This is a genomic window from Candidatus Venteria ishoeyi (genome assembly GCF_030378065.1).
GTDB lineage: Bacteria > Pseudomonadota > Gammaproteobacteria > Beggiatoales > Beggiatoaceae > Venteria > Venteria ishoeyi.
Genome location: NZ_JAUCGJ010000026.1, coordinates 1 through 21,053, shown reverse-complemented (window position 1 = coordinate 21,053; position 21,053 = coordinate 1). Strand labels below are relative to the sequence as shown.

Here is a 21,053-nt window from a genome sequence, read left to right as displayed (position 1 = left end):
CATGCTGATTTTACGCTCTGCTTTATTTAATATGGGACTTGCACTGGCGACATTCATGGCCAGTTTTGCCAGTTTGTTTATCTGGGTGTTACCCTTTCCTCAGCGTTACCGTATTTTAAATTTTTGGTCACGTTTTATATTGTGGTGGTTAAAAGTCATTTGCCACCTTGATTATCAGATTGAAGGTATAGAAAATATCCCCAAAGATACGGCGATTGTATTATGTAAACACCAGTCAACCTGGGAAACAATTGCCTTGCAGCAGATTTTTCCTCGCCAGGTCTGGGTTTTGAAACGAGAGTTATTCTGGATTCCCTTTTTTGGCTGGGCCATGGCCTTGTTAAGGCCAATTGCAATTAATCGCGGCAAAGCTCGGGAAGCACGCCAACAATTGCTGACCCAGGGCATTGCAAGCTTGCAGGAGGGTCACTGGGTGGTAATTTTTCCAGAGGGGACGCGGGTTGTACCGGGGCAAACTAAGCCTTATCGTATGGGTGGGGCTTTATTGGCAGAAGCGGCGAAAAACTATCCGGTTGTGCCGGTTGCACACAATGCCGGGTATTTCTGGAATCAACAAAATTTTATTAAGCGCCCTGGCACGATTAAGCTTAAAATTGGCACACCCATCGATCCGCAGGGAAAGTCTGCCAAGGAAATTAATGCATTGGTGGAAGACTGGATTGAAGCGGCTTGGCCTGCGCTTGGTAAGCCGTCTGATTAATAAATAAGCGGGATATGAGCTAAAAATGAGCAAAATATATTCCAATGCATGTTACAATCTTAGGCTTATTTTTAAATCGATGTCTGGTGAACTCTATAATAAACAGAGTCTGGACTTTTTTACTGACCTGAGTTTGGGGTGGTTTTTTTGTAATTTACCGTGTAATTGCAAATAACCTACACTTCATGCTGGCCTCTTGATAGTCAGCGGTAGATTTGGGTGTTTTAAGCTTGGAAACTTTGCATCGAACTCAGGTTAACTTAATCCTCAGGAGGAATGAACTCAATGGCTGATTTATTTTCAGATGAATGGATGAAAGGTTTCATGGAAGAATGGAACAAAGAACCAGAATTAAGTGATGCCCTGGCCCAAATTAATTTTAATACCGTGATCGCTTATGGCATGGATGGTGATGACCAACCTCTGGGCATGATGGTGATTGAAAATGGTAAAGCGATTTCAGCAGGTAGCTATGATGGCTCTACCGAATTGAACTGGGACTTGCGCGCAAGTCCTGATAGTTGGAATAAGTGGCTGAAAAAAGGACTGGGTATGATGGGACTGGGTATGGCTTATACCTCTCGTAAACTCAAGTTTAATATAGGCGATTACATGGCAATGATTAAAGATCCACGTATGGCGAGTCCTTTTGTTAAGAGCTTTACTGTCATGGGACGGGTTGGCTAACCCGGACTGAGATAAAATTTTTCAGGTTACAATACTCAAATCCAGTATCAGCACTTAAATAAGTGATTTGGGTACCTGAAAATTTTCACACACCTTTGTCCTTAAGGGGTGTGAACAAATCGTAAATTCAGGTTGATTAAGCTATATTCCTGACAACTGTTTTTTTGATTAAAAATAATTCACCCTGTCGGCTTAAACAATCGACACTGTTTGAGCACCTCTGTAATCACAACCAAGCCTGACTATTATGCAAATCACTCGAAAATATTCCATCCAGTTTAGGGTTATACTCTATGCCATGCTGTTATCGCTGGCCATTGTTTTACCTTTCAGAATGACGCAGGCGCAACCTGTTGTTGGCGCAGGCAGTTATGTTGTTCAAGCACGCCCCATTCTCACTGCGGTTACGCTGGGAGGCACAGTCATTCCGGCTCGGGACATTACCCTGTCTGCACAATTACCAGGCCGCGTTGAAATGATTGCGGGTGAAGAGGGTGATGCATTCAAAAAGGACACCGTACTGGTTCGCCTTGATACCATTGAGCTGATGGCACAAAGACGCTCTGCGGTTGCTGAATGGGCTAATGCGGAAGCGAATCTGCGTAATGCCTGGGTGAGTCAGCGTACAGAAATTTTATCGCCAGATGCAGGTAAAACGCCAGGCGGTATGGCGATGCCTTTTGTGCTTGACCAGATGTTTGCAGAACCCATGTCAGATATAACAGGTACCCGGGATATGGAGGCAGAACGCGGTGCCGCCTTACATAGTCGCAATGTTCAAGTTGAGCAGGGACGTAATGCCATGGTCAGGGCGCGCTCAGCGATTGATGCAATTGATGCCAAACTGCGTAATGCACGAGGCTTGGCCCCTTTTGATGGCGTGATTACAGATAAAATGGTTGAAATTGGAGATACGGTACAACCCGGTCAACCCTTACTAAAATATGCTGATACCAGTGAATTACAAATTCAGGTTGAAGTGCCAGCGCGTCTGGTGCCTGGTTTGCAAACCGGCATGGTATTACCTGCCAAATTGGATGTTGGTGGCTGGGTGCAGGTTCGTGTTGCACAGATTTTCCCCATTGCTGACGCACGCAGACACACGGTAACAGTTAAATTTACCTTGCCTCAAAACACTTTAACCGGTGCGGGTCAATATGCTCAGGTTGAAATTCAGGATATCAGCACACCGGCAAAATATTTACCGGTAATTCCCACGGCTTCATTAGTGTGGCGCGGGAGCCTGCCCGGTGTCTATGTACTGAATGATAATAAACGTGAATTGCGTTTATTACGATTAGGGGATACTTATGGTTCCGAGGTCACAGTACTCAGTGGCTTAAAGCCGGGTGAAGTGATTGAACTCAGTCCGCAACCTGGCGTAAGCTCCGGCTGGATCAATCCACCGCAAAGCAATGCAAAATAAGTAAATAAGCATTTTAAATTTTTTCAAATTTTTCTTTTTATGCCAATGGCACAAGCATCAACAGATTCTTGTGCCGGGTTGGATCATGAGGCAGCACCCAGACTATGACCGATCAGCAAAAATCACCTGATACCGACACAAACGAAGAACACCTTGCGCTTGGACTTGCAGGCAATACCGCCAAAGCATTTATCCACTCCCCACTTTCTCCCTTGTTTTTTATTTCCATGCTTGCTATGGGGTTGATTGGGCTATTCCTGACACCAAGACAGGAAGATCCGCAGATTTCAGTCCCAATGGCTGATATTTTTGTGCATTATCCCGGTGCTTCCGCAGAAGAGGTTGCCAGTCTGGCGATTGAACCTTTGCAACGTATGCTCAGCGAAATTCCGGCGGTAAAACATGTATACGCCGCTTCCGGGCGTGGTCAGGGCATGGTGACTGTTGAGTTTAAGGTGGGCGAAGAGTTAGAACGCTCTATTTTTAAGGTGCATGACAAACTACAGTCTAATGCCGATAAAATCCCTCCCGGTGTCTCCAAACCTGTCGTAAAACCCAAAGGTATCGATGATGTACCTGTGGTGAATTTAACTTTATGGTCAGAAACGGTTGATGACGGTAATTTACGCACCCTGGCATTTGATGTATTGCAGGTCTTAAAAGAGATTCCCAATACTGGCCCCGGTTTTGTTGTGGGGGGACGCACTGAACAGATGCGCGTTGAAATTATGCCGGAGCGCCTGTCTGGTTTTAATCTCAGCCTGGATCAGGTGGCAAATACGATCCGTACTGCCAACAGTGAAATCAAAGTGGGGGATGTAGAAAGCAGCGATACGCACTTTACGGTGTATAGTGGTGCTTTTGTCCGCAACGCCGGTGATATATCCCATTTGGTGGTTGGCATCTATAACGATATGCCAGTGTATGTGCGTGATGTTGCAACGGTTTTCCAGGGGCCGGAAGAAGTCAGTAAAATGGTCAACTACTTCTCCGGGCCTTCCTATCATTATACCGAAACGGAAGATGGCACGGGTGTCGCCGTTGACATCAGTGCAGCCCCAGCCGTTACCATTGCTGTTGCCAAAAAAATTGGCACCAATGGCGTTGCTGTAGCCAATGATATTCTGGCAAAAGTTGAAAAACTGAAAGGGCGTTTAATTCCTGATAATGTTCATATTGAAGTCACTCGGGATTATGGTAAAAGTGCTAATGATAAGGTTAATGGCCTGATTAAAAAGCTGTTTATCGCAACAGGTGCAGTGACAATCCTGGTTCTGATTAGCTTGGGCTGGCGTCCCGCTATTGTTGTCACGCTGGTAATTCCCGTGGTTATTTTAATGACGGTGTTTTCCGCTTTTGCATTAGGGTTCACCATTGACCGGGTGAGTTTGTTTGCATTGATTTTCTCTATCGGGATTCTGGTGGATGATGCCATTGTCGTCATTGAAAATATTTACCGGCGATGGCTACTCAAAGGTGAAATCGATACTGAAACTGCGGTAGATGCGGTTAGAGAAGTGGGGAATCCCACGATTTTAGCAACCTTTACCGTTGTGGCTGCGCTATTACCCATGGGTTTTGTACGCGGCATGATGGGGCCTTATATGATGCCGATTCCCGTATTGGGTTCGGTGGCGATGATTTTCTCTTTATTTGCTGCTTTTGCATTTACCCCTTGGCTGGCAATGGCCTTAAAGCCATCAATAAAATCCTTGCATAAGGCAGAACAAAAAGAACACGCATTTAATGAAAAGCTGGAAGGCTTTTTCCGACACTTATTAACACCACTGATTAGCAGCCGTGCCAAAGGTTGGTTATTTCTGATAGCACTGGTTGTGGCCTTTTTTATGGCAATCTCGATGTTTTACTTCCGCACAGTGGAAGTCAAAATGCTGCCACTGGATAATAAACCTGAATTTAATGTGTTTATTAACATGCCCGATGGCACAGCATTGCCGGTTACCGCTAATATGGCCTATCAATTGGCAGAAGTGTTACGCAAAGTACCGGAAGTGACAGCCTTGCAAACCTATGTCGGCACCTCGCAGCCTTTTGATTTTAACGGTATGGTGCGTCACTATTATCTGCGTCAACAATCCTGGGAGGCAGATATTCATGTGCAGTTGCGGGATAAATATGATAGAGACCGTAGCAGCCATCAAATTGTTACCGATGTACGCCGTCAATTGCAGGCAGTGGTCAAAGATACCGGTATTAAAGTCACCGTTGTAGAAATGCCGCCAGGACCACCTGTGTTACAGTCTATTGTCGCAGAAGTTTATGGCCCGGATGATAATATCCGGCGTGAAGTTGCGGCGAAAATGACAGAGGTTTTTGAGCAGGCGAAAATTGTCGATGATGTTGACAACTATATGAGCGACTCTCATACCATCTGGCGTTTTCAAGTCGATACTGAAAAAGCGGTACGCCGTGGTATTTCCGTGGATACAATTAACCGTAACCTGTCGATGGCAATGGGTGGTTATCACTTAGGTGACGTGAAACACGGGCCGGTGTTAGAGCCAACCCTGATTGTGATTCAGGCACCTTTGAAAATCCGCTCACAACTCACGCGTTTGTATGATTTACCCATACCCACTCAGGATCAGCAAAATACCGTGCCGTTGGCTGAACTTGGACGCTTTATCAGTGAACCGGAAGATTTACCTATTTTCTATAAAGATTTGCGCCGGATTGAATACGTTGTCGGGGATGCGGTTGGTATTCATCAGGGTGATAATAAATACAGTGAGGCTTCCGGTATCTACGGCATGATGGAAATTGAAGATTTGCTGCAAGAATACACAACACCGGATGGTATCGTTTTGTCCGGTAATTATCTGGCACCCCCCAAAGATAATATACATTCCGGATTTGAATGGACCGGTGAATGGACGGTGACTTATGAAACCTTCCGTGATATGGGGCTGGCATTTGCCGTTGCCATGGTCTTGATTTACCTGCTGGTAGTGGGTTTATTTGGTAACTTTTTAATTCCGGCAATTATCATGGCTCCAATCCCATTAACATTGCTGGGTATTGTGCCGGGTCACTGGTTGCTGGATGCTGAGTTTACCGCAACCTCAATGATTGGCTGGATTGCGCTGGCAGGGATTATTGTACGTAACTCAATTTTGCTGGTGGATTATTCCATTCATGAATTGAAGCATGGTACCCGTATTGAAGATGCGGTTATTCTGGCATGTAAAACCCGTACCCGTCCTATCATGATTACCGCTTTTGCACTGGTAGGTGGCGGTAGTGTGATTTTGTTTGATCCCATTTTCCAGGGTATGGCTATTTCTTTGTTATTTGGGGTGTTAATTTCCACCTTATTAACTTTGGTGGTAATTCCTTTGGGGTGCATCAGCGCAGGCGCTGAAGCCTTGCTGGGTGATGATGATGATCTGCCACCAAGTGATAATACGCCACCAAGCAATAATAATGGCGGCGGCTCTGGCTCTGGCTCTGGCTCTGGCTCTGGAAATGCAGCAGACAATAGTAAAGCGGCAACCCAGACTGATACTAAAACAAGCACCGCAATGGCATCCTCTCAGCCCAGTATTAAAGCGCGGGTTATGAATGTGCTGACGATGGGTTTTTATCTGCTGCGCGCTGTTGCAATTATGGCGTGGATGGCTATACAAGGTTTATGGCAAAAATATCAAGCATCAAAAGCGCAACCTCAAGCCCGACAGACCCAGCCAGCACCAAAAATGGCTCAGGCAGCGACAAAAACCACAACGGATGCCCCCCCTCAGACAGCAGCACATAAGACTGAGGCAACGACGACTAAGCCTGAAAATATGCCCTCATCTGTGGCTAAGGCGGATGCCTCTGTGCCAGTGAGAAAAGCGCGCACAACAACAAAACGAACCCGGGCAGCAACGGGCAGTCGGGGCGTGCAGGGGAATGACTTGTCGCAGATACAACAGCCACCGCTGAACGGTCATTGAAACAAACCGGGAAGCGTGGTAAAGTTTAATCACCTTTTCAGATGAAAGGGATCAGAATTTATCTTAGAACCGGGCATTGTAGCGAAAAATAGGAAGGTGAGTATTTTTCTATTACATAGGGAACCAGTGTGTTCTATATATTTTAAAAAATTTAGAAAATAATTCACTTTGATGGTTTTATCGTTACTGACCTACTTTTTAGATAGAGTCATATCTTATATTTTGATTGAAGGAGCGTAATGTATGAATAAATTTGCTAAAACCCTGGCAACCGTAGCAATTGCTGGCGCTGTTGCACTTCCTATGAGCGCTGCACAAGCATGGTGGGGCGGTCCTGGTTATGGTGGTGGCCCTTGGAGCAACATGTGGGACAACAGCGGTTGGGGTGACGGTTCTGGTGACTTTAACATGAACATGAACGCGCGTGGTAGCGGTTATGGTCGTGGTTATAACCGTGGTTATGGTTATGGCGGCTACCCTTATGGTGGTTATGGCGGTCATCCTTATGGCGGTTATGGCAATCCTTATGGTGGCGGTTACCCTTACGGTGGCGGTTATCCTTACGGCGCACCTATGGCACCAGCTGCTCCAGCGGTTGCTAAATAAGTAAGCTTTAGCTTGCTTATGGAATGCAGTTTAACTGCGTTTCAAATAATGGAAGTCATTGAATCCTGATTCCCTGAATACTGATTCACTGACTTCCATTGCTTTTATCTATCGATAGTTTTATCCGATACAAAATATATCCCAAAGGGAGTTGAACATTTGAACGAGCATATCATATCAGTGACTGATGATACGTTTGAAACTGAAGTACTGAATTCAAAAGTGGCAGTGTTAGTTGATTATTGGGCAGAATGGTGTGGGCCTTGCAAAGCGATAGCACCTTTATTAGATGATATTGCACCAGAATATTCTGAACGTTTAAAAATTGCTAAAATTAATATTGATGATAGTCCAGGAACGCCACCTAAGTATGGTATTCGTGGGATTCCTACCTTGATTTTATTCAAAAATGGTGAAGTGGAAGCCACGAAAGTGGGTGCTGTTTCAAAATCTGAATTAACCGCTTTTATTGATAGTAATCTTTAACTTGATTTTTTTATTTAAAATCCCTATTATTAAAAAATTCTAGCGTATGGGGCGACATTACTCTGTGTTGTCCTTTATATCTTCGTCCTTTGACCTAATCCTATCATTTCTCAAGCCATATCTCCTTTATTCAATAAAAACAATACACAAACAATCAGTTTATATTGTTTCATGCGCTACTGATTGATTTATGTACATTTAGCAATCATTTCGTAGTGATTGAATAATGCGTATATAACGCAGGAACTTCTATGAATTTAACTGAACTGAAAAAGCAAAGTGCCACTCAACTCAATAAGCTTACTCAGAAAATGAAAATTGAGGGTACTTCACGTTCCCGCAAACAAGATATTATTTTTGCTCTGCTCAAAGCGCACGCTAAAAAAGGTGAAGATATTTTTGGTGACGGCGTATTGGAAATCCTCCAGGATGGTTTTGGTTTTCTGCGCTCCAGTGATAGCTCCTATCTTGCAGGTCCCGATGATATTTATGTTTCCCCCAGCCAAATTCGACGTTTTAATTTACGCACCGGTGACACCATTGCCGGCAAAATTCGTCCCCCTAAAGATGGTGAACGTTATTTTGCCCTATTAAAAGTCAGTGAAATTAATTTTGATGGGCCGGAAAATGCCCGTAATAAAGTTTTATTTGAAAATTTAACCCCACTGTTTGCCAATGATCGCTTTACCCTGGAACTGGGTAATGGTTCCACTGAAGATTTAACCCCCAGAATTATTGAGTTGGTTGCGCCCATCGGAAAGGGACAGCGTGGTCTGATTGTATCACCACCAAAATCCGGCAAGACCATGATGCTGCAAAATATTGCCCAGTCAATTGCCAATAATCATCCTGAATGCTATCTGATCGTATTATTAATTGATGAGCGCCCAGAAGAAGTGACGGAAATGGATCGTTCAGTACGCGGTGAAGTGGTTTCCAGTACCTTTGATGAACCGGCAACCCGGCATGTTCAGGTTGCGGAAATGGTCATTGAAAAAGCCAAACGTCTGGTTGAGCATAAAAAGGATGTGGTTATCCTGCTTGATTCTATCACTCGTCTGGCGCGCGCTTATAATACCGTTGCGCCTTCTTCCGGCAAGGTATTAACCGGTGGGGTTGATGCCAATGCCCTGCAACGTCCCAAGCGCTTTTTTGGCGCTGCCAGAAATGTTGAAGAAGGTGGTAGTTTAACCATTATCGCCACGGCGCTGGTTGAAACCGGATCACGTATGGATGATGTGATTTATGAAGAGTTCAAAGGCACGGGCAATAATGAAATTCATCTGGATCGTAAAATCTCTGAAAAACGCGTTTATCCGGCAATGAATATTAATCGCTCCGGCACACGTCGTGAGGAATTACTGACAACGCCGGAAGAAATGCAAAGCATGTGGATTTTACGTAAGATTTTCCAGCAAATGGACGAATTGGCCGCAATGGAATTTTTACTGGAACGCATGAAAATTACTAAAACCAATGAAGAATTTTTTGTGGCAATGAAAAATATCAAAGGAACCTTGAAGCGAACCTGAATTAATCAGACTTTTATATAAACACATATCAAACGAGAATATTGACAACCAGCTTGCTATTATTCTGCGCAATGTATTGGGAATAGCAGCGAAGTAGGCCAGCAGCGTGTCATGGCAGGGCAATAGTAACAGCTCGCTTTACCGCCTGCTGGGGATGGTTAGCGTGACAATGCTTGTTGTTGTTTTGTATACCTAAAATGATAGTAGCGATGAAACAAAACTCTACTTTGAGCATCGCAAGCTTACAGAAGAATATTGCCATCCTTATCGAAGCCTACGCACCCAACGAATACGATACCCTGCTTGCCACTGAAATTGAACTGTGCAAGCATTATCAGTACTTCCGGGGTTAAACTTGGCACAATTACCATCTACATCAGTACTGCTCCACAACCTCATTAAACCCCTGATGACCCTGTTGTTTGCTACCATTCATCACCCGTTGCTGTGACCACTTTTGCAAATTAGCAGTGCCATCAAGCATACTAAGGAGTGAGGATGAAATAAATACAGAAACTGGGCGCAGGATTTTTATTCATTTTCAAGGCGTGAAAACAGGCGCATAGCAAGCTATGTAACTGCCTAAGTCCAAACAGGCACAACGCAGAAAATGGAGAAAAAGACCAGCCAGGTTGCTGAAGTTATAAAATTCTCACTCCTAACGATGATGGTATTCCCATCATATCTATTCCCGGCTATAACTATCACGAAATATCCACCCAGAACAACAGTATAAATAGCATAATTGATGTGATTCGCAAATTATGCCAAAAGCTGCTGGAGAACAATGCCCATGGGTGTGCTGGTCTATAAAACCATCAACTTTACTAATGACAGTGTAAAATGAACGGCTAGAAAATGTTATTTATCGCAGCCAACATCATCAAAAACTATTAGTGCTGTGTTATTTAGAGCGGACCTAAACATGCCGATAAAAATGAATTTACTTGCCGATAAATTATTTGCCTGGCGCAACACCCTCACGCCACTGTTTATGGCGGTACTGCTGATACTCATAAGTCACTACAACTACCTGTTATTTCATGTTAGTGCAGAGTTTTTTGCCATTGGGGTGGCTTGGGCCATGCTGACGGTGATGTGGCATTGCTACGGATACACCAGGCACCACCTGTTGATGTACCTGAGTATTGGTTATTTTTGGTTAGCCGGGATCGACTTACTCCATACCGTGACCTACAAGGGCATGGGCATTTTTCCTGCCACCGATACCGATGCCAACCTTTCCACCCAGCTATGGATTAGCGCCCGTTTTCTCGAAGCCCTGTTTTTGCTCAGCGCCCCCCTTTTCATCCGCCGCTCGGTGAACAGAAGCTGGTTATTTTTAGGCCTTGGCATAGTAACACTGTTTGTATTATGGACTATCAGCCACGGCTGGTTCCCTGACTGCTATATTGAAGGTCAGGGACTGACCCCATTTAAGATTTACACCGAGTACTTTATTATCCTGCTGCTGTTTATTGTCTGGCTGCATTTTTATGTATACCGCAAAAAACTGGATACTGAAATATTCATGGCGCTGGGGTTGGTACTGTTGTTTAGCGCCATTTCCGAGTTAGCCTTTAGCTTTTATATCAGTGTTTATGGCTTGAGCAATCTGGTTGGACATATTTTTAAAATTTTCTCACTCTGGGTGGTTTACCTGTCTATCATCCGCTATCCACTGCAACAAATTGTCACTTCTGCTCAGGAACAGAAATCCAATGCAGAACAATTGCGGGTGAGCGAAGCCCACTTTCGGGCAATTGCTAATTACAGTTATGACATGGAAGTCTGGACCATGCCTGATGCGCAAGTAGCCTGGGTTAATCCCTCAGTGGAGCGGTTTACCGGGTACAAGCCAGAGGAATACATGCACTTGCAGGATCGTTTTTCCAAGGTGATTGCCAAAGAAGATCGGGAGCGTATGTTCAAACTGCATTGCAGGGCATTGCAAGAACATATTTCTGCCAATGATATTCCATTTCGCATGTGTCATAAAAATGGCTCACAACGCTGGGTCGCTGTGTCATTTCAGCCAATTTATGATCAGGACAAGATTTATCAGGGCCTGCGTAGCAGTATCCGTGATATCCAGGAACGTATAGAAGCCGAACAGCATTTTCATACACTGGCATCAAATATTGCAGGAGTCAATTATCGCTGCGCTTGTGATAAAAACTGGACTATGGCGTTTATCAATGAAGGCATTGAAACCTTGACCGGCTACCCGGCTGCTGATTTCATTGCCAACCAGGTACGCTCCTATGCCTCGGTTATTCATCCTGATGATGTTGGCATGGTGGAAGAGCGTGTTTTGCAAAGTGTCGCGGAACAAAGGCCTTTCACGATTGAATACCGAATCATCCATGCCGATCAAACTATCCGTTGGGTGCATGAAAAAGGTGTGAGTGTTCTGAATGAGCAGAGTAATACTCGTTACCTGGATGGTGTTATTGATGATATTAGCGAACGCAAGCAGGCAGAACAAGCACTACGCGATAGCAAACACCAGCTTGCTGAAGTGGAAGCACGCCAGCGCCTGATTTTGAATACCGTGGGAGAAGGTATTTACGGTATTGATGAAAAAGGGCTTTGTACTTTTATTAATCCGGCAGCCCTGGAAATGTTGGGGTATCGTGATACCGCCGAGGTGCTGGGTCGTGACATGCACAAGCTGATACACCATTTTGATGCCAATGGACAGCCTTTGCTAAAAAAAGACTGTCCCGTTCATCAAACCTTGCATAATGATTGGGTTAGTCGGGAAGATCAGATTTTCACCCGTGTTGACGGTAGCTGCTTTCCCGTTTGGGTTCATGCCAGACAGATTAAGCATGAGCAACAGATCATCGGTGCAGTGGTTAGTTTCAGGAATGTCAGCATACACAAAGAGATGGAGGAAGCCTTACGGGCCGAGCGTAATTTTGCAGAAAGTGTAATCAATACAGCCCCAGCCATTGTTTTATTGATTGATACAAAAGGCCGGATCATACGCTTTAATTCATATATGGAGAATATTTCCGGCTATTGTCTGGAGGAAGTCCAGGGCAAAGACTGGTTCAGGACTTTTTTGCCTGAATCTGATCAGGAACAAATACGAAATATATTTCTTAATGCTATTGGTGAAATTCAGACCAAAGGCAATGTCAACCCCATAGTGACCAAGGAAGGTAAGGAAGTTGAAATTGAGTGGTGGGATCAGACTCTCAAGGATACAGGGGGCAAGGTGGTGGGACTTTTAGCCATCGGTCAGGATATTACCGAGCGCCTCCAGGCAGAACGCTCCTTGCGACTGAGTGAAAAACGCTTTCGGGAACTGGTAGAAAATATGAGTGACATGGTCTACCAGTTTTCCAATACTCAAGGATCGCTCTACTGGTCACCACGTGTGGCTACAAGCTTAGGTTATACACCAACTGAGATTATGAATAATCCAATGATTTGGCATGATGCTATCCATCCTGAAGATATCATCAAAGTGGATGCAGCTATTGCAGAATCCATCAAGGGTCATTCATTTGCAATCAAATACCGGATTAAGGATCGTCATGGTGACTGGCACTGGCTGCATGATCGTGCTATCGGGCGGGAAAGCAGGGGTAAAGAGGTTATTATCAGCGGTATTGCCCAGGATATTACCGAGCAGGTTAAAGCCGAACAGGCATTACAAGAAGCCAAGGAAAAACTTGAACAGCGCGTGGCAGAACGCACAGAAGAACTGGAACTCACCAATCACGCACTGGTGCAGGCGAAAGAAATCGCAGAAAGCGCCAATCGTGCCAAGAGTTTGTTTCTTGCCAACATGTCACACGAACTGCGTACCCCGCTTAATGCCATTTTGGGATTTTCCCAATTGATGGTCAATGCGCCCGATACGACGCTCAAGCAAAAAGAAAGTCTGGACATCATCAACCATGCCGGTGAACATCTGCTGGCGATGATCAATGATGTATTGGATCTATCCAAAATCGAAGCCAACAAAATTGAGTTACATCTGGAAATATTTGATGTCAAACAATTGCTGCAAGACATGACGGAAATGTTCCGTATCCGTGCCCAGTCTAAGAATATTTCCATTAAACTGATGTTAGAAGACAATATGAGCCATCATATTAAAACGGATCCCGGCAAGCTGCGCCAAATCATCAGCAATCTATTGGGTAATGCCATTAAATTTACCCCGCAGGGAAACATTGATTTACGTGCAGGCCTTTTGCCACCCGCATATGAAACAGAGCAGTGGTATTTACAGGTAGCGGTGCAAGACACGGGCAAAGGGATTGCAAAAGGCAAGTTGGATGATATTTTTAAACCTTTTGTACAGGCTGCCCCGGATATGCCCGGTCAGAAAGGCACCGGCCTTGGTTTGACCATTTCCCGTAAATTTGTCGAGCTTCTTGGGGGTGAGATGCGCGTGACAAGCACCTTGGGTGAAGGGACGTATTTCAGCTTCCTGATTGCCGTGGACGTGCCGGAGACAGCAGCGGAAATTACCCAAAAAAATAAAGCTATGTCAGTGCTTGGTTTACAACCCAGGCAGCAGGCCTGGCGGATTTTAGTGGTTGATGATGATCAGGATAGTTGCACCCTGCTCAAAAATGTGTTGACTGAGGTGGGGTTTGAGGTGAAAACCGGTGTCAACGGAGAGGATGCAGTGAGATTATTCCAAACTTGGCAACCTCATTTTATCTGGTTGGATATCCAAATGCCGGTTATGGATGGTTATGCTGCCACAGCCAAAATTCGTGCTTTGTCTGGTGGTGAGCAGGTTAAAATCGTTGCCTTGACAGCCAATGTCTTTCAGAAAGAACGTAACAAGGTGCTGCTTGAGGGTTGTGACGATATACTCGCTAAACCTTTCCTGATACCTCAAGTATTTGAATTGATGAATAAATATTTAGGGGTGAGTTATATCTATGCGCAAGAAGCAGTAACGTATCCTCCACAAAAGACTGCGGCACTGTCTGTAGATGACCTGAAAAAATTATCGAAGGCGCTGTTAAATTTATTGTATGAAGCAATATTAACGCTGGAGGCAGAACAAATCGATAATATTGTTGCTCAAATCAGGGAAATAAATCCTGATATTGCAAAGCGCCTTGAAATACTGACAAAAGTATATGATTATGAGCCTATTTATATACTGTGCACACAAATTTTAACGTCTGAAGAAAAACTGAATTAATAATTTGAGTTCAATTCAGCTTATTCAAGCTGAACCTGACATAAGGTTTTTTAGCAAAAACTCATAAAATCCAGTGCGTACTATCAATAACTTAGCATGAGACGGAAGCGGTTTTTAATGCGTTTAGCGTTGAAAGAAGCTTACGTCGAATTCAGCTTATTCATGCTTCCCCCGTTCCGCCCAGACTATGCTGCGCGGAAAAAACATACGATCTGTTTTATTTTCCGTAAAACGATAAAGCTGTGCAGGGCGGTTGGAACCTGTGCGCATTTTTCCCGCAATAGGCTGCACAATTTCAGCCCGACTCACGCGTTTTCTAAATGAGCTTTTATTTAACTTTTCCTGCATGATAATTTCATACACGCGCTGAAATTCACTTAAGGTAAATTCTTCGGGCAACAGATGTACTGCAATATCCGTATAATCCAGTTTGGCACGCAAACGTTCTATGGCATCTTGCAATATGGGGGCATGGTCAAATGCCAGCGGCAACTCCACCCGGTTACCCTGAATGCTATGCCAATGAGCTTCTGCGGCATCGGTCCCTGCTTTTAATTGCACATCCTGTTTCGCGACCAGGGCAAAATAAGCCACACTGACCGTCCAATCACGCGGATCTCTATCTATGCCGCCATAGGTATATAACTGCTCCAGATAATTATTCTCAACTCCGGTTTCCTCCTCCAGCTCCCGCTGCGCGGCGGCTTCCAGATTCATATCGGTATCCACCCGCACTGCGCCACCGGGTAATGCATAATGTCCCTTAAAAGGAGGAATGCCGCGTTTAATCAATAATACTTTCAAAGTATCATCTGCGATGGTGAATATCACAATATCCACCATCACCGTGGGTTTTTTATAATGCGCCAGCCCCGCTGGGCGGCTGTCTTTGATTGCTGTCATTGCATTTTCAATTGATAAAGTACATTTTCTGTAGAGAACAATACCATACTGCCATTATTGGCAAGCTGCATTTTTGTGGTTAATACGGGATCTAAAATTTGTTTACTGAGACTTTGTTCACGGTGGAACAAGGACAAAACACCATCCTCAACTAAATGCAAAGCCACGCCACTGGGCAGACAGATGAAATGATGGCTGTCAGCCTCAATATTTTCAGTTTTTTCCAGTTGATACTGGCTGTGGTCAGGATTAAACCAAAAACAGAAACGATCATAACGACCTTGCCGATAAGCCGTCAACATGGCAATACCCTGACTGTAACGTCCGCTCATAATACGATAATCGCGCAACTCCGGCACGGCTAATACGGCACAGGACTGACTTTTCCAAGGTAATAACAGCCACGGCTGCCCTAAAATATTCTGATATAACAAACCATCCAGTACCTGCGTGGCATGGGGCATAATCTGCCAGCTTGCACCGGGAGCCGCCAGACACTTCCCGCCTAGCTCATGAAAACGTATGGCAGTGCACCGCTCCTGATAAATCACAAATAACTGATTATCTTCCACCAGCACCTGAGCAGCCTGCAAGCTGATATTCAGCATATCCTGGGTATGGGCATTTAACAGCTTAAGCTGTTGTTGCTCAACCCAGGCAAAAACAGGTGTCAGATTTTGTGGGGTAACAATTAAACGTGCAGCGGGATGCGGCAAGGCATGGGCTGCATTTTCCAGATACAATTTATCCGCAGTAACCACCACCCGTTGCCCATTACGCCCATAAACTGCGCGAATGGGACTGTCATATTCAGCCAGACGGGTGATAATAAAGTTATTACTGCCGTGTACGGTTTTTGGACGCACAACCGGGCGCATGGAGGAGGCAGCAGGAACCCCCGCACTGGGTGGCGCGCTACGCTGTCCCTGTTCCAGCACGGCATGTAGCCAGTCATGCCAGGGTGTGGGAATCAGGCTGAAATCACGCACCGCCGCAGGCAAAGACACCTCTGAATTAAAAATGGATACATTGTTCTGCATACGCCCGCTTAAATCATGTTTCTTAAAATCAGGATGTCTACCTTTATACGGATGTATACCTAAAAACAACTGACAACTGATGACCGCAAATGCAAACCAGTCAGTCAACGGCGAAAACTGTGAACTGTGATAATCACGTATGGTGGGTAAAATGGCGGTTGCTGGAAAACTGGGTGTTTGCCAGGAATCGACATCAATAAAATAGACTTTTTTATGGGATTTGCTGTCCACCAGATAATTCATTTCATTGCCATCCACCAACAGGCACTGCTGGCTGTGAATAAAAGCAATGGTTTCCTGCATCTGCTCCAGCAAGGCGATGATATGTTGGGTATCCAATCCCTGCTTGCGTTGATAATCATTGGTAAACAAACGCGCCAGAGCCACGTTTTGTTTGATGCGCTGCATGCTAAAACCCACCGGATTTTGCCGCTGATCCAATAACACCGCCTGGGGACGAATAATATTGCTGCGATCCAGGCAAGCCAGTTCCTGGATTTTGGTGGGTGGAATCATTGCCTTGGGATCGGTGTAAATTTTAAATACCTGATTGCCTTTGGCATACAAACTGGCTTCACCGCCTTGCGCGATAAAATCCCGATCTTTCAGGGTGACTTTATTTCCGCCTTGAATCTGGTAATCCATGAGCTAAATAATGTTTTTTGCTAAAGATTCCTAATGATAGAACAAAAACAGGAATCAATCCACGTAACGGTGATAAAAATGCCTGTTATCATCATTAAGGAGTGAGAATTTTATAACTTCAGCAACTTGGCTGGTCTTTTCCTCCATTTTCTGCGTTGTGAAAACAGTTACATAGCTTGCTATGCGCCTGTTTTCACGCCTTGAAAATGAATAAAAATCCTGCGCCCAGTTTCTGCATTTATTTCATCCTCACTCCTAAACAAGTGGTGTAAGGGGCTGAAATAGAGCGCACCGAACAGGGGGGATAAGGCAGTTTCCAAGGGAACCCCCTGCTTAATATTACGATAATGACCGTCACGTTCTACGGTGCGTTGCATGAATTGCCACAGCAGGCGCTGTAGCTCGGTTTCCTGTACTAACAAGGTGCTGAACTGGCTGCGCAGAATAAAATGGTCAAGGTGGGCATAATAGCTTTTGATATCCAATTTCATCTCTAAAGCCTTGGCTTTAATTTGTGCGTGGAACGCTTCAACTGCCTGTTGTGTACCACCGGCTAAATGTATACATTTAGGTGCAATGTGTTCGGCAAACACAGGTTGTAAAACTTGCGCAATGGCGCGAATCAATAAGCGGTCTTCAGCACAGCGCAATTCGTGGATTTCACTTTTGCCATTGCTCAGAATTTCAACTTCATGCACAGTTTGGAATTGGAATTCACCCGCTTGTATACGTGCTTGCAAATGTACTTTGTGGGTAGCCCAGTCGCGGCTGTAATCCTGCACATTGCTATGTTCTTGCGCTTGCGCACTGTCGCATAACCATGCTAGTGCCACATCTAAATTATTATCACTGAGGGTTTGTGTCAGCAGTGGAGCAGAGGTTTTTAAGTCTGCTTGAAGATGAGGACTTGCAGTGGATTGAAAACCTGTTTTTGAGGTTTTCCCCCACATCTGAGGTGATGAGTATTTCATTATATTGCCTTCTGTCTTAATGGAGGGTGTTTTTGTTGCTTATAACAGATAAAAAATACTGCCTCTTTACAAGAGACAGTATTTTTTAATCCTCGGACAGCTTCCTAGTACAGCGAACACTAAGTTTACATAATAACTTTGAGCGTAGGACTGGCAGTCCTTTAAGGACTGCCAGTCCTGAAGTTATTATTTGTTTTTACCAGTTACTGTACTAGTTATTGTTGTGGGCATGATAAAAACCTCGGACGCTGTTCAGGTGGTTGATAAAATTGTCGGTGCCAAGCGATGCTGGCAAGTGACAAATATTTGCCTGTCAGTTTAGCCCGAACCGCCTGTTACATATCAAGTAACAACTGCAAGGTTTTTTCAGCTAACTTTGTTACATGAAAGTAACGCCTCATGCAACAGGGTGACGTTTCTATTGGGTTTACGTTAAAATGGATACATGAAAGTTACAACTTTATTTAATTATTGCACCCTGTACTGGCTTTCCACTTCTGTGGCGCTGGCTGAGATAGTTAGCGATGGTACACTTGGAGCAGCCCACAAACTGTCCTTATCCAACGAAACCCAGGCTTATGCCATTACTCAGGATTTAGGGAAAACTGTTGGTAATCATTTATTTCATTCTTTTCAGACATTTAATCTTGCCCAGGGTGAAACCGCCGTTTTTTCCGGTGCGGCACATGTCGAAAACGTGATTTCCCGCGTTACCGGCGGCAGCCCATCAAATATTAACGGTATGATTAAAAACAGCATTCCCGGCGCAAATACCTACTTATTAAATCCCAGTGGTATTTTTTTTGGAGAACACGCCAGTCTGGATATGTCCGGGAGTTTTCATGCCAGCACGGCTAATTATTTACAAATGGAGGATGGGGCAAGATTTTATACTGACTTACAAACAAACAGTAGCCTGTCAATAAGTCCTACCGACAAGTTTGGTTTTTTGGGAACAAATTCAGCACCAATTGAAATCAGGGGTGGCGGCGATCTGGGGTCGATACGCTTGAGTAAAGAAGAAAGTTTGCAATACCGGAGGGGTTATATCCCACAACTTGCGGTAAATTCAGGAAAAGCCTTGTCATTAATTGCAGGTGATATTGTGTTGACTCAGGGTGGTTACCATCAAGCAGAGATTTATGAGCTGGAAACAAAAACTGTACAACAAGTCGTAGACTTTCTACCTGTACCCATACTGGCAGTTTCTGGTGGGGAATTAAATTTAATAACCCAACAAGGCACAGGAGAAATTATTCTGGGCAATGATGCACCATCTCATGTCCAGCCGTCTGGCAGTTTCACCCTGGAACGGGCATGGTTGAATGTCAGTGGAACACCCAGTAGTAAGATACGCTTACAGACAGATAAATTATTGATGTCAAATGGGCATATTTTCGCAGAAAACAGAGGCGTTAGTCCCGCAGGCATGATCGATATTTGGGCAGGTGATATTCAGCTTGATTCAAGCAGTATTACCGCTTCTACATTATCTGCATCCGGCGCACCCATCCATATCAGTGCTGAAAACCTGGCTATTGCCAAGGGTATCAGTCTGAGCAGTACCACGATTGGAGAAGGTAAAGGCGGCGATATTGAGATTGAACTGGAAAAAGAGATGCGCTTATCTCATAGTGCCTCTTTTTTAACAGCTAATTTTGCAACAGGCAAAGCGGGTAATATTCATGTTCAAGCTCAAAATATCAAGGTATTGGATGGAGGCTTTATCAGCAGCAGCAGTATTATGGGGAGCGGTTCTGGTGGAACGATTCAATTACAGGCAAGCGATACCGTTTACCTGGAAAGCGAGCAATATATGGGGCAGGCAAGCTTATCATCCATGTCCTTAGGAGATACCATAGAAGCAGGTACTGGAGGGGATATTAATGTCAGTGCACGCCACATAGAATTAGCTGCGGGTGCGGGCATCAATACTTCAACCTTTGGCGCAGGTCATGGCGGCAACATCCAGCTACAGGCTGATAGTATTCGATTAACGGGAAAAAGTCAGGACACACAAGCTTTCCCCAGTTATTTATCAGCAAGTTCCCATTCTTTTTTTGATGACGTGCCTGCGGGTAATGCAGGAAGAATTCATGTGCAGGCCAATAAGTTGAGCCTGGAAATCGGTACTAACATCAGTACCAGCGCAAGCCAGGCAACGGGCGGTAATATCCAGCTTGACATCAATCAACAACTGTATCTGCATAAATCCGAAATTAATACCAGCGTGTTTGGCGGCAGTGGTGATGGTGGTAATATCAATATTCAGCAGCCACGCGTTGCTGCTTTGAACCAGGGACAAATTAAAGCCCAGGCAGATGTCGGTAATGGTGGTAATATCAGCATTGCAGCAGATCATTTTTTATCTTCCCAGAACAGCCAAATCAACGCTTCTTCGCGCCTGGGTATTGATGGTCAGGTATTGATCGATACGCCGGATAGTTATGGCAGCAGCAGTCTGCTGCCTACCACCGGACGTTTTCTGCAGACTACCGACTTATTACCATTGGATTGCGCCATTCACAATGATGTCCTATCGCGTTTTGGCATTAAAAAAGCCCCACATGGCACGCCGACAGCACCAGAAGATTTCATCTATTAAGAAGAAGTTAACATTGAATAACCACAATTTTGCTGAATTGCTGACACATTTTATGACACAGGTCAATATCAGTGCCTCCGACCTGCAGGGCAATCGCATTAAAAATGTCTTGACAAGATAAGTGGTACTATGAGTATAAATGATGGTTTTCGGTATTTTTCATGAGAGATGTTGCCAAATAACCTAAATTAAAAAAACTCCCGCCCCATGCCCGTTTACCCTATGAATTACCCTCTACATTCCAGATTGAAGTTCCATAATCCAGCCGCTAGAAAAATAAATTTATCATC

The 21,053-nt window shown here is 44.5% G+C and carries 13 protein-coding genes; 10 read left to right on the top strand and 3 right to left on the bottom strand.

From position 1 onward, the window contains the following. Position 1: 1 nt before the first annotated feature. The 9 genes from QUF61_RS10280 (at position 2) to QUF61_RS10240 (ending at position 14,599) form a co-directional block, all read left to right on the top strand. The gene (locus tag QUF61_RS10280) at positions 2-721 is read left to right on the top strand and encodes a lysophospholipid acyltransferase family protein (RefSeq protein ID WP_103922201.1); all 720 of its coding nucleotides are present in this window, start codon (positions 2-4) and stop codon (positions 719-721) included. 285 nt (positions 722-1,006) lie between these two features. Then, a complete protein-coding gene (locus QUF61_RS10275) occupies positions 1,007-1,408 on the top strand; it encodes an SCP-2 sterol transfer family protein (protein ID WP_103922200.1) in 402 nt (133 codons plus the stop codon). A gap of 247 nt (positions 1,409-1,655) precedes the next feature. Beyond that, positions 1,656-2,834 carry an efflux RND transporter periplasmic adaptor subunit gene (locus QUF61_RS10270; protein ID WP_286019573.1) on the top strand — a complete coding sequence of 393 codons (1,179 nt, stop codon included), beginning with the start codon at positions 1,656-1,658 and terminating at the stop codon, positions 2,832-2,834. Between the two features lie 104 nt (positions 2,835-2,938). Then, a complete protein-coding gene (locus QUF61_RS10265; protein WP_289681554.1) occupies positions 2,939-6,790 on the top strand; it encodes an efflux RND transporter permease subunit in 3,852 nt (1,283 codons plus the stop codon). Between the two features lie 243 nt (positions 6,791-7,033). After that, complete coding sequence (locus QUF61_RS10260) at positions 7,034-7,396, top strand: sulfur globule family protein (RefSeq protein WP_103922198.1); 363 nt, start codon at positions 7,034-7,036, stop codon at positions 7,394-7,396. Positions 7,397-7,555: 159 nt separating this feature from the next. Continuing rightward, entirely contained in the window at positions 7,556-7,882 is a 327-nt protein-coding gene (gene trxA / locus QUF61_RS10255; RefSeq protein WP_103922197.1) for a thioredoxin TrxA, read from the top strand. A 251-nt stretch (positions 7,883-8,133) separates the two neighbouring features. Continuing rightward, a complete protein-coding gene (gene rho, locus QUF61_RS10250; RefSeq protein WP_103922196.1) occupies positions 8,134-9,414 on the top strand; it encodes a transcription termination factor Rho in 1,281 nt (426 codons plus the stop codon). A gap of 209 nt (positions 9,415-9,623) precedes the next feature. Further along, positions 9,624-9,767 (top strand): hypothetical protein, encoded by a 144-nt coding sequence (locus QUF61_RS10245; RefSeq protein WP_289681552.1) that lies wholly within the window; start codon positions 9,624-9,626, stop codon positions 9,765-9,767. A 572-nt stretch (positions 9,768-10,339) separates the two neighbouring features. After that, entirely contained in the window at positions 10,340-14,599 is a 4,260-nt protein-coding gene (locus QUF61_RS10240; RefSeq protein WP_289681551.1) for a PAS domain S-box protein, read from the top strand. A gap of 156 nt (positions 14,600-14,755) precedes the next feature. Here the strand turns inward: QUF61_RS10240 and QUF61_RS10235 are convergent, their stop codons facing one another. From QUF61_RS10235 to QUF61_RS10225, 3 genes are all read right to left on the bottom strand, one after another. Further along, positions 14,756-15,502: an NUDIX hydrolase gene (locus tag QUF61_RS10235; RefSeq protein ID WP_289681550.1), complete on the bottom strand. Its 747-nt coding sequence runs from the start codon at positions 15,500-15,502 to the stop codon at positions 14,756-14,758. Next, a complete protein-coding gene (locus QUF61_RS10230) occupies positions 15,499-17,187 on the bottom strand; it encodes a hypothetical protein (RefSeq protein ID WP_289681549.1) in 1,689 nt (562 codons plus the stop codon). The genes QUF61_RS10235 and QUF61_RS10230 overlap by 4 nt, the downstream gene beginning before the upstream one ends. Before the next feature lie 179 nt (positions 17,188-17,366). Beyond that, a complete protein-coding gene (locus QUF61_RS10225; protein WP_146066895.1) occupies positions 17,367-18,158 on the bottom strand; it encodes a reverse transcriptase family protein in 792 nt (263 codons plus the stop codon). Between the two features lie 445 nt (positions 18,159-18,603). Here QUF61_RS10225 and QUF61_RS10220 point away from each other — a divergent pair, with 445 nt between their 5' ends. Further along, positions 18,604-20,763 (top strand): two-partner secretion domain-containing protein, encoded by a 2,160-nt coding sequence (locus tag QUF61_RS10220; RefSeq protein WP_289681548.1) that lies wholly within the window; start codon positions 18,604-18,606, stop codon positions 20,761-20,763. Positions 20,764-21,053 lie beyond the last annotated feature (290 nt).

Excerpts from the sequence above, each read along its gene's own strand:
- QUF61_RS10240 (WP_289681551.1), top strand. The coding sequence starts at position 10,340 with ATGCCGATAAAAATGAATTTACTTGCCGATAAATTATTTGCCTGGCGC.
- QUF61_RS10225 (WP_146066895.1), bottom strand. The coding sequence starts at position 18,158 with ATGAAATACTCATCACCTCAGATGTGGGGGAAAACCTCAAAAACAGGT.
- QUF61_RS10270 (WP_286019573.1), top strand. The coding sequence starts at position 1,656 with ATGCAAATCACTCGAAAATATTCCATCCAGTTTAGGGTTATACTCTAT.
- QUF61_RS10245 (WP_289681552.1), top strand. The coding sequence starts at position 9,624 with ATGAAACAAAACTCTACTTTGAGCATCGCAAGCTTACAGAAGAATATT.
- QUF61_RS10260 (WP_103922198.1), top strand. The coding sequence starts at position 7,034 with ATGAATAAATTTGCTAAAACCCTGGCAACCGTAGCAATTGCTGGCGCT.
- QUF61_RS10220 (WP_289681548.1), top strand. The coding sequence starts at position 18,604 with ATGAAAGTTACAACTTTATTTAATTATTGCACCCTGTACTGGCTTTCC.
- QUF61_RS10235 (WP_289681550.1), bottom strand. The coding sequence starts at position 15,502 with ATGACAGCAATCAAAGACAGCCGCCCAGCGGGGCTGGCGCATTATAAA.
- rho (WP_103922196.1), top strand. The coding sequence starts at position 8,134 with ATGAATTTAACTGAACTGAAAAAGCAAAGTGCCACTCAACTCAATAAG.
- QUF61_RS10280 (WP_103922201.1), top strand. The coding sequence starts at position 2 with ATGCTGATTTTACGCTCTGCTTTATTTAATATGGGACTTGCACTGGCG.
- QUF61_RS10275 (WP_103922200.1), top strand. The coding sequence starts at position 1,007 with ATGGCTGATTTATTTTCAGATGAATGGATGAAAGGTTTCATGGAAGAA.
- QUF61_RS10265 (WP_289681554.1), top strand. The coding sequence starts at position 2,939 with ATGACCGATCAGCAAAAATCACCTGATACCGACACAAACGAAGAACAC.
- QUF61_RS10230 (WP_289681549.1), bottom strand. The coding sequence starts at position 17,187 with ATGGATTACCAGATTCAAGGCGGAAATAAAGTCACCCTGAAAGATCGG.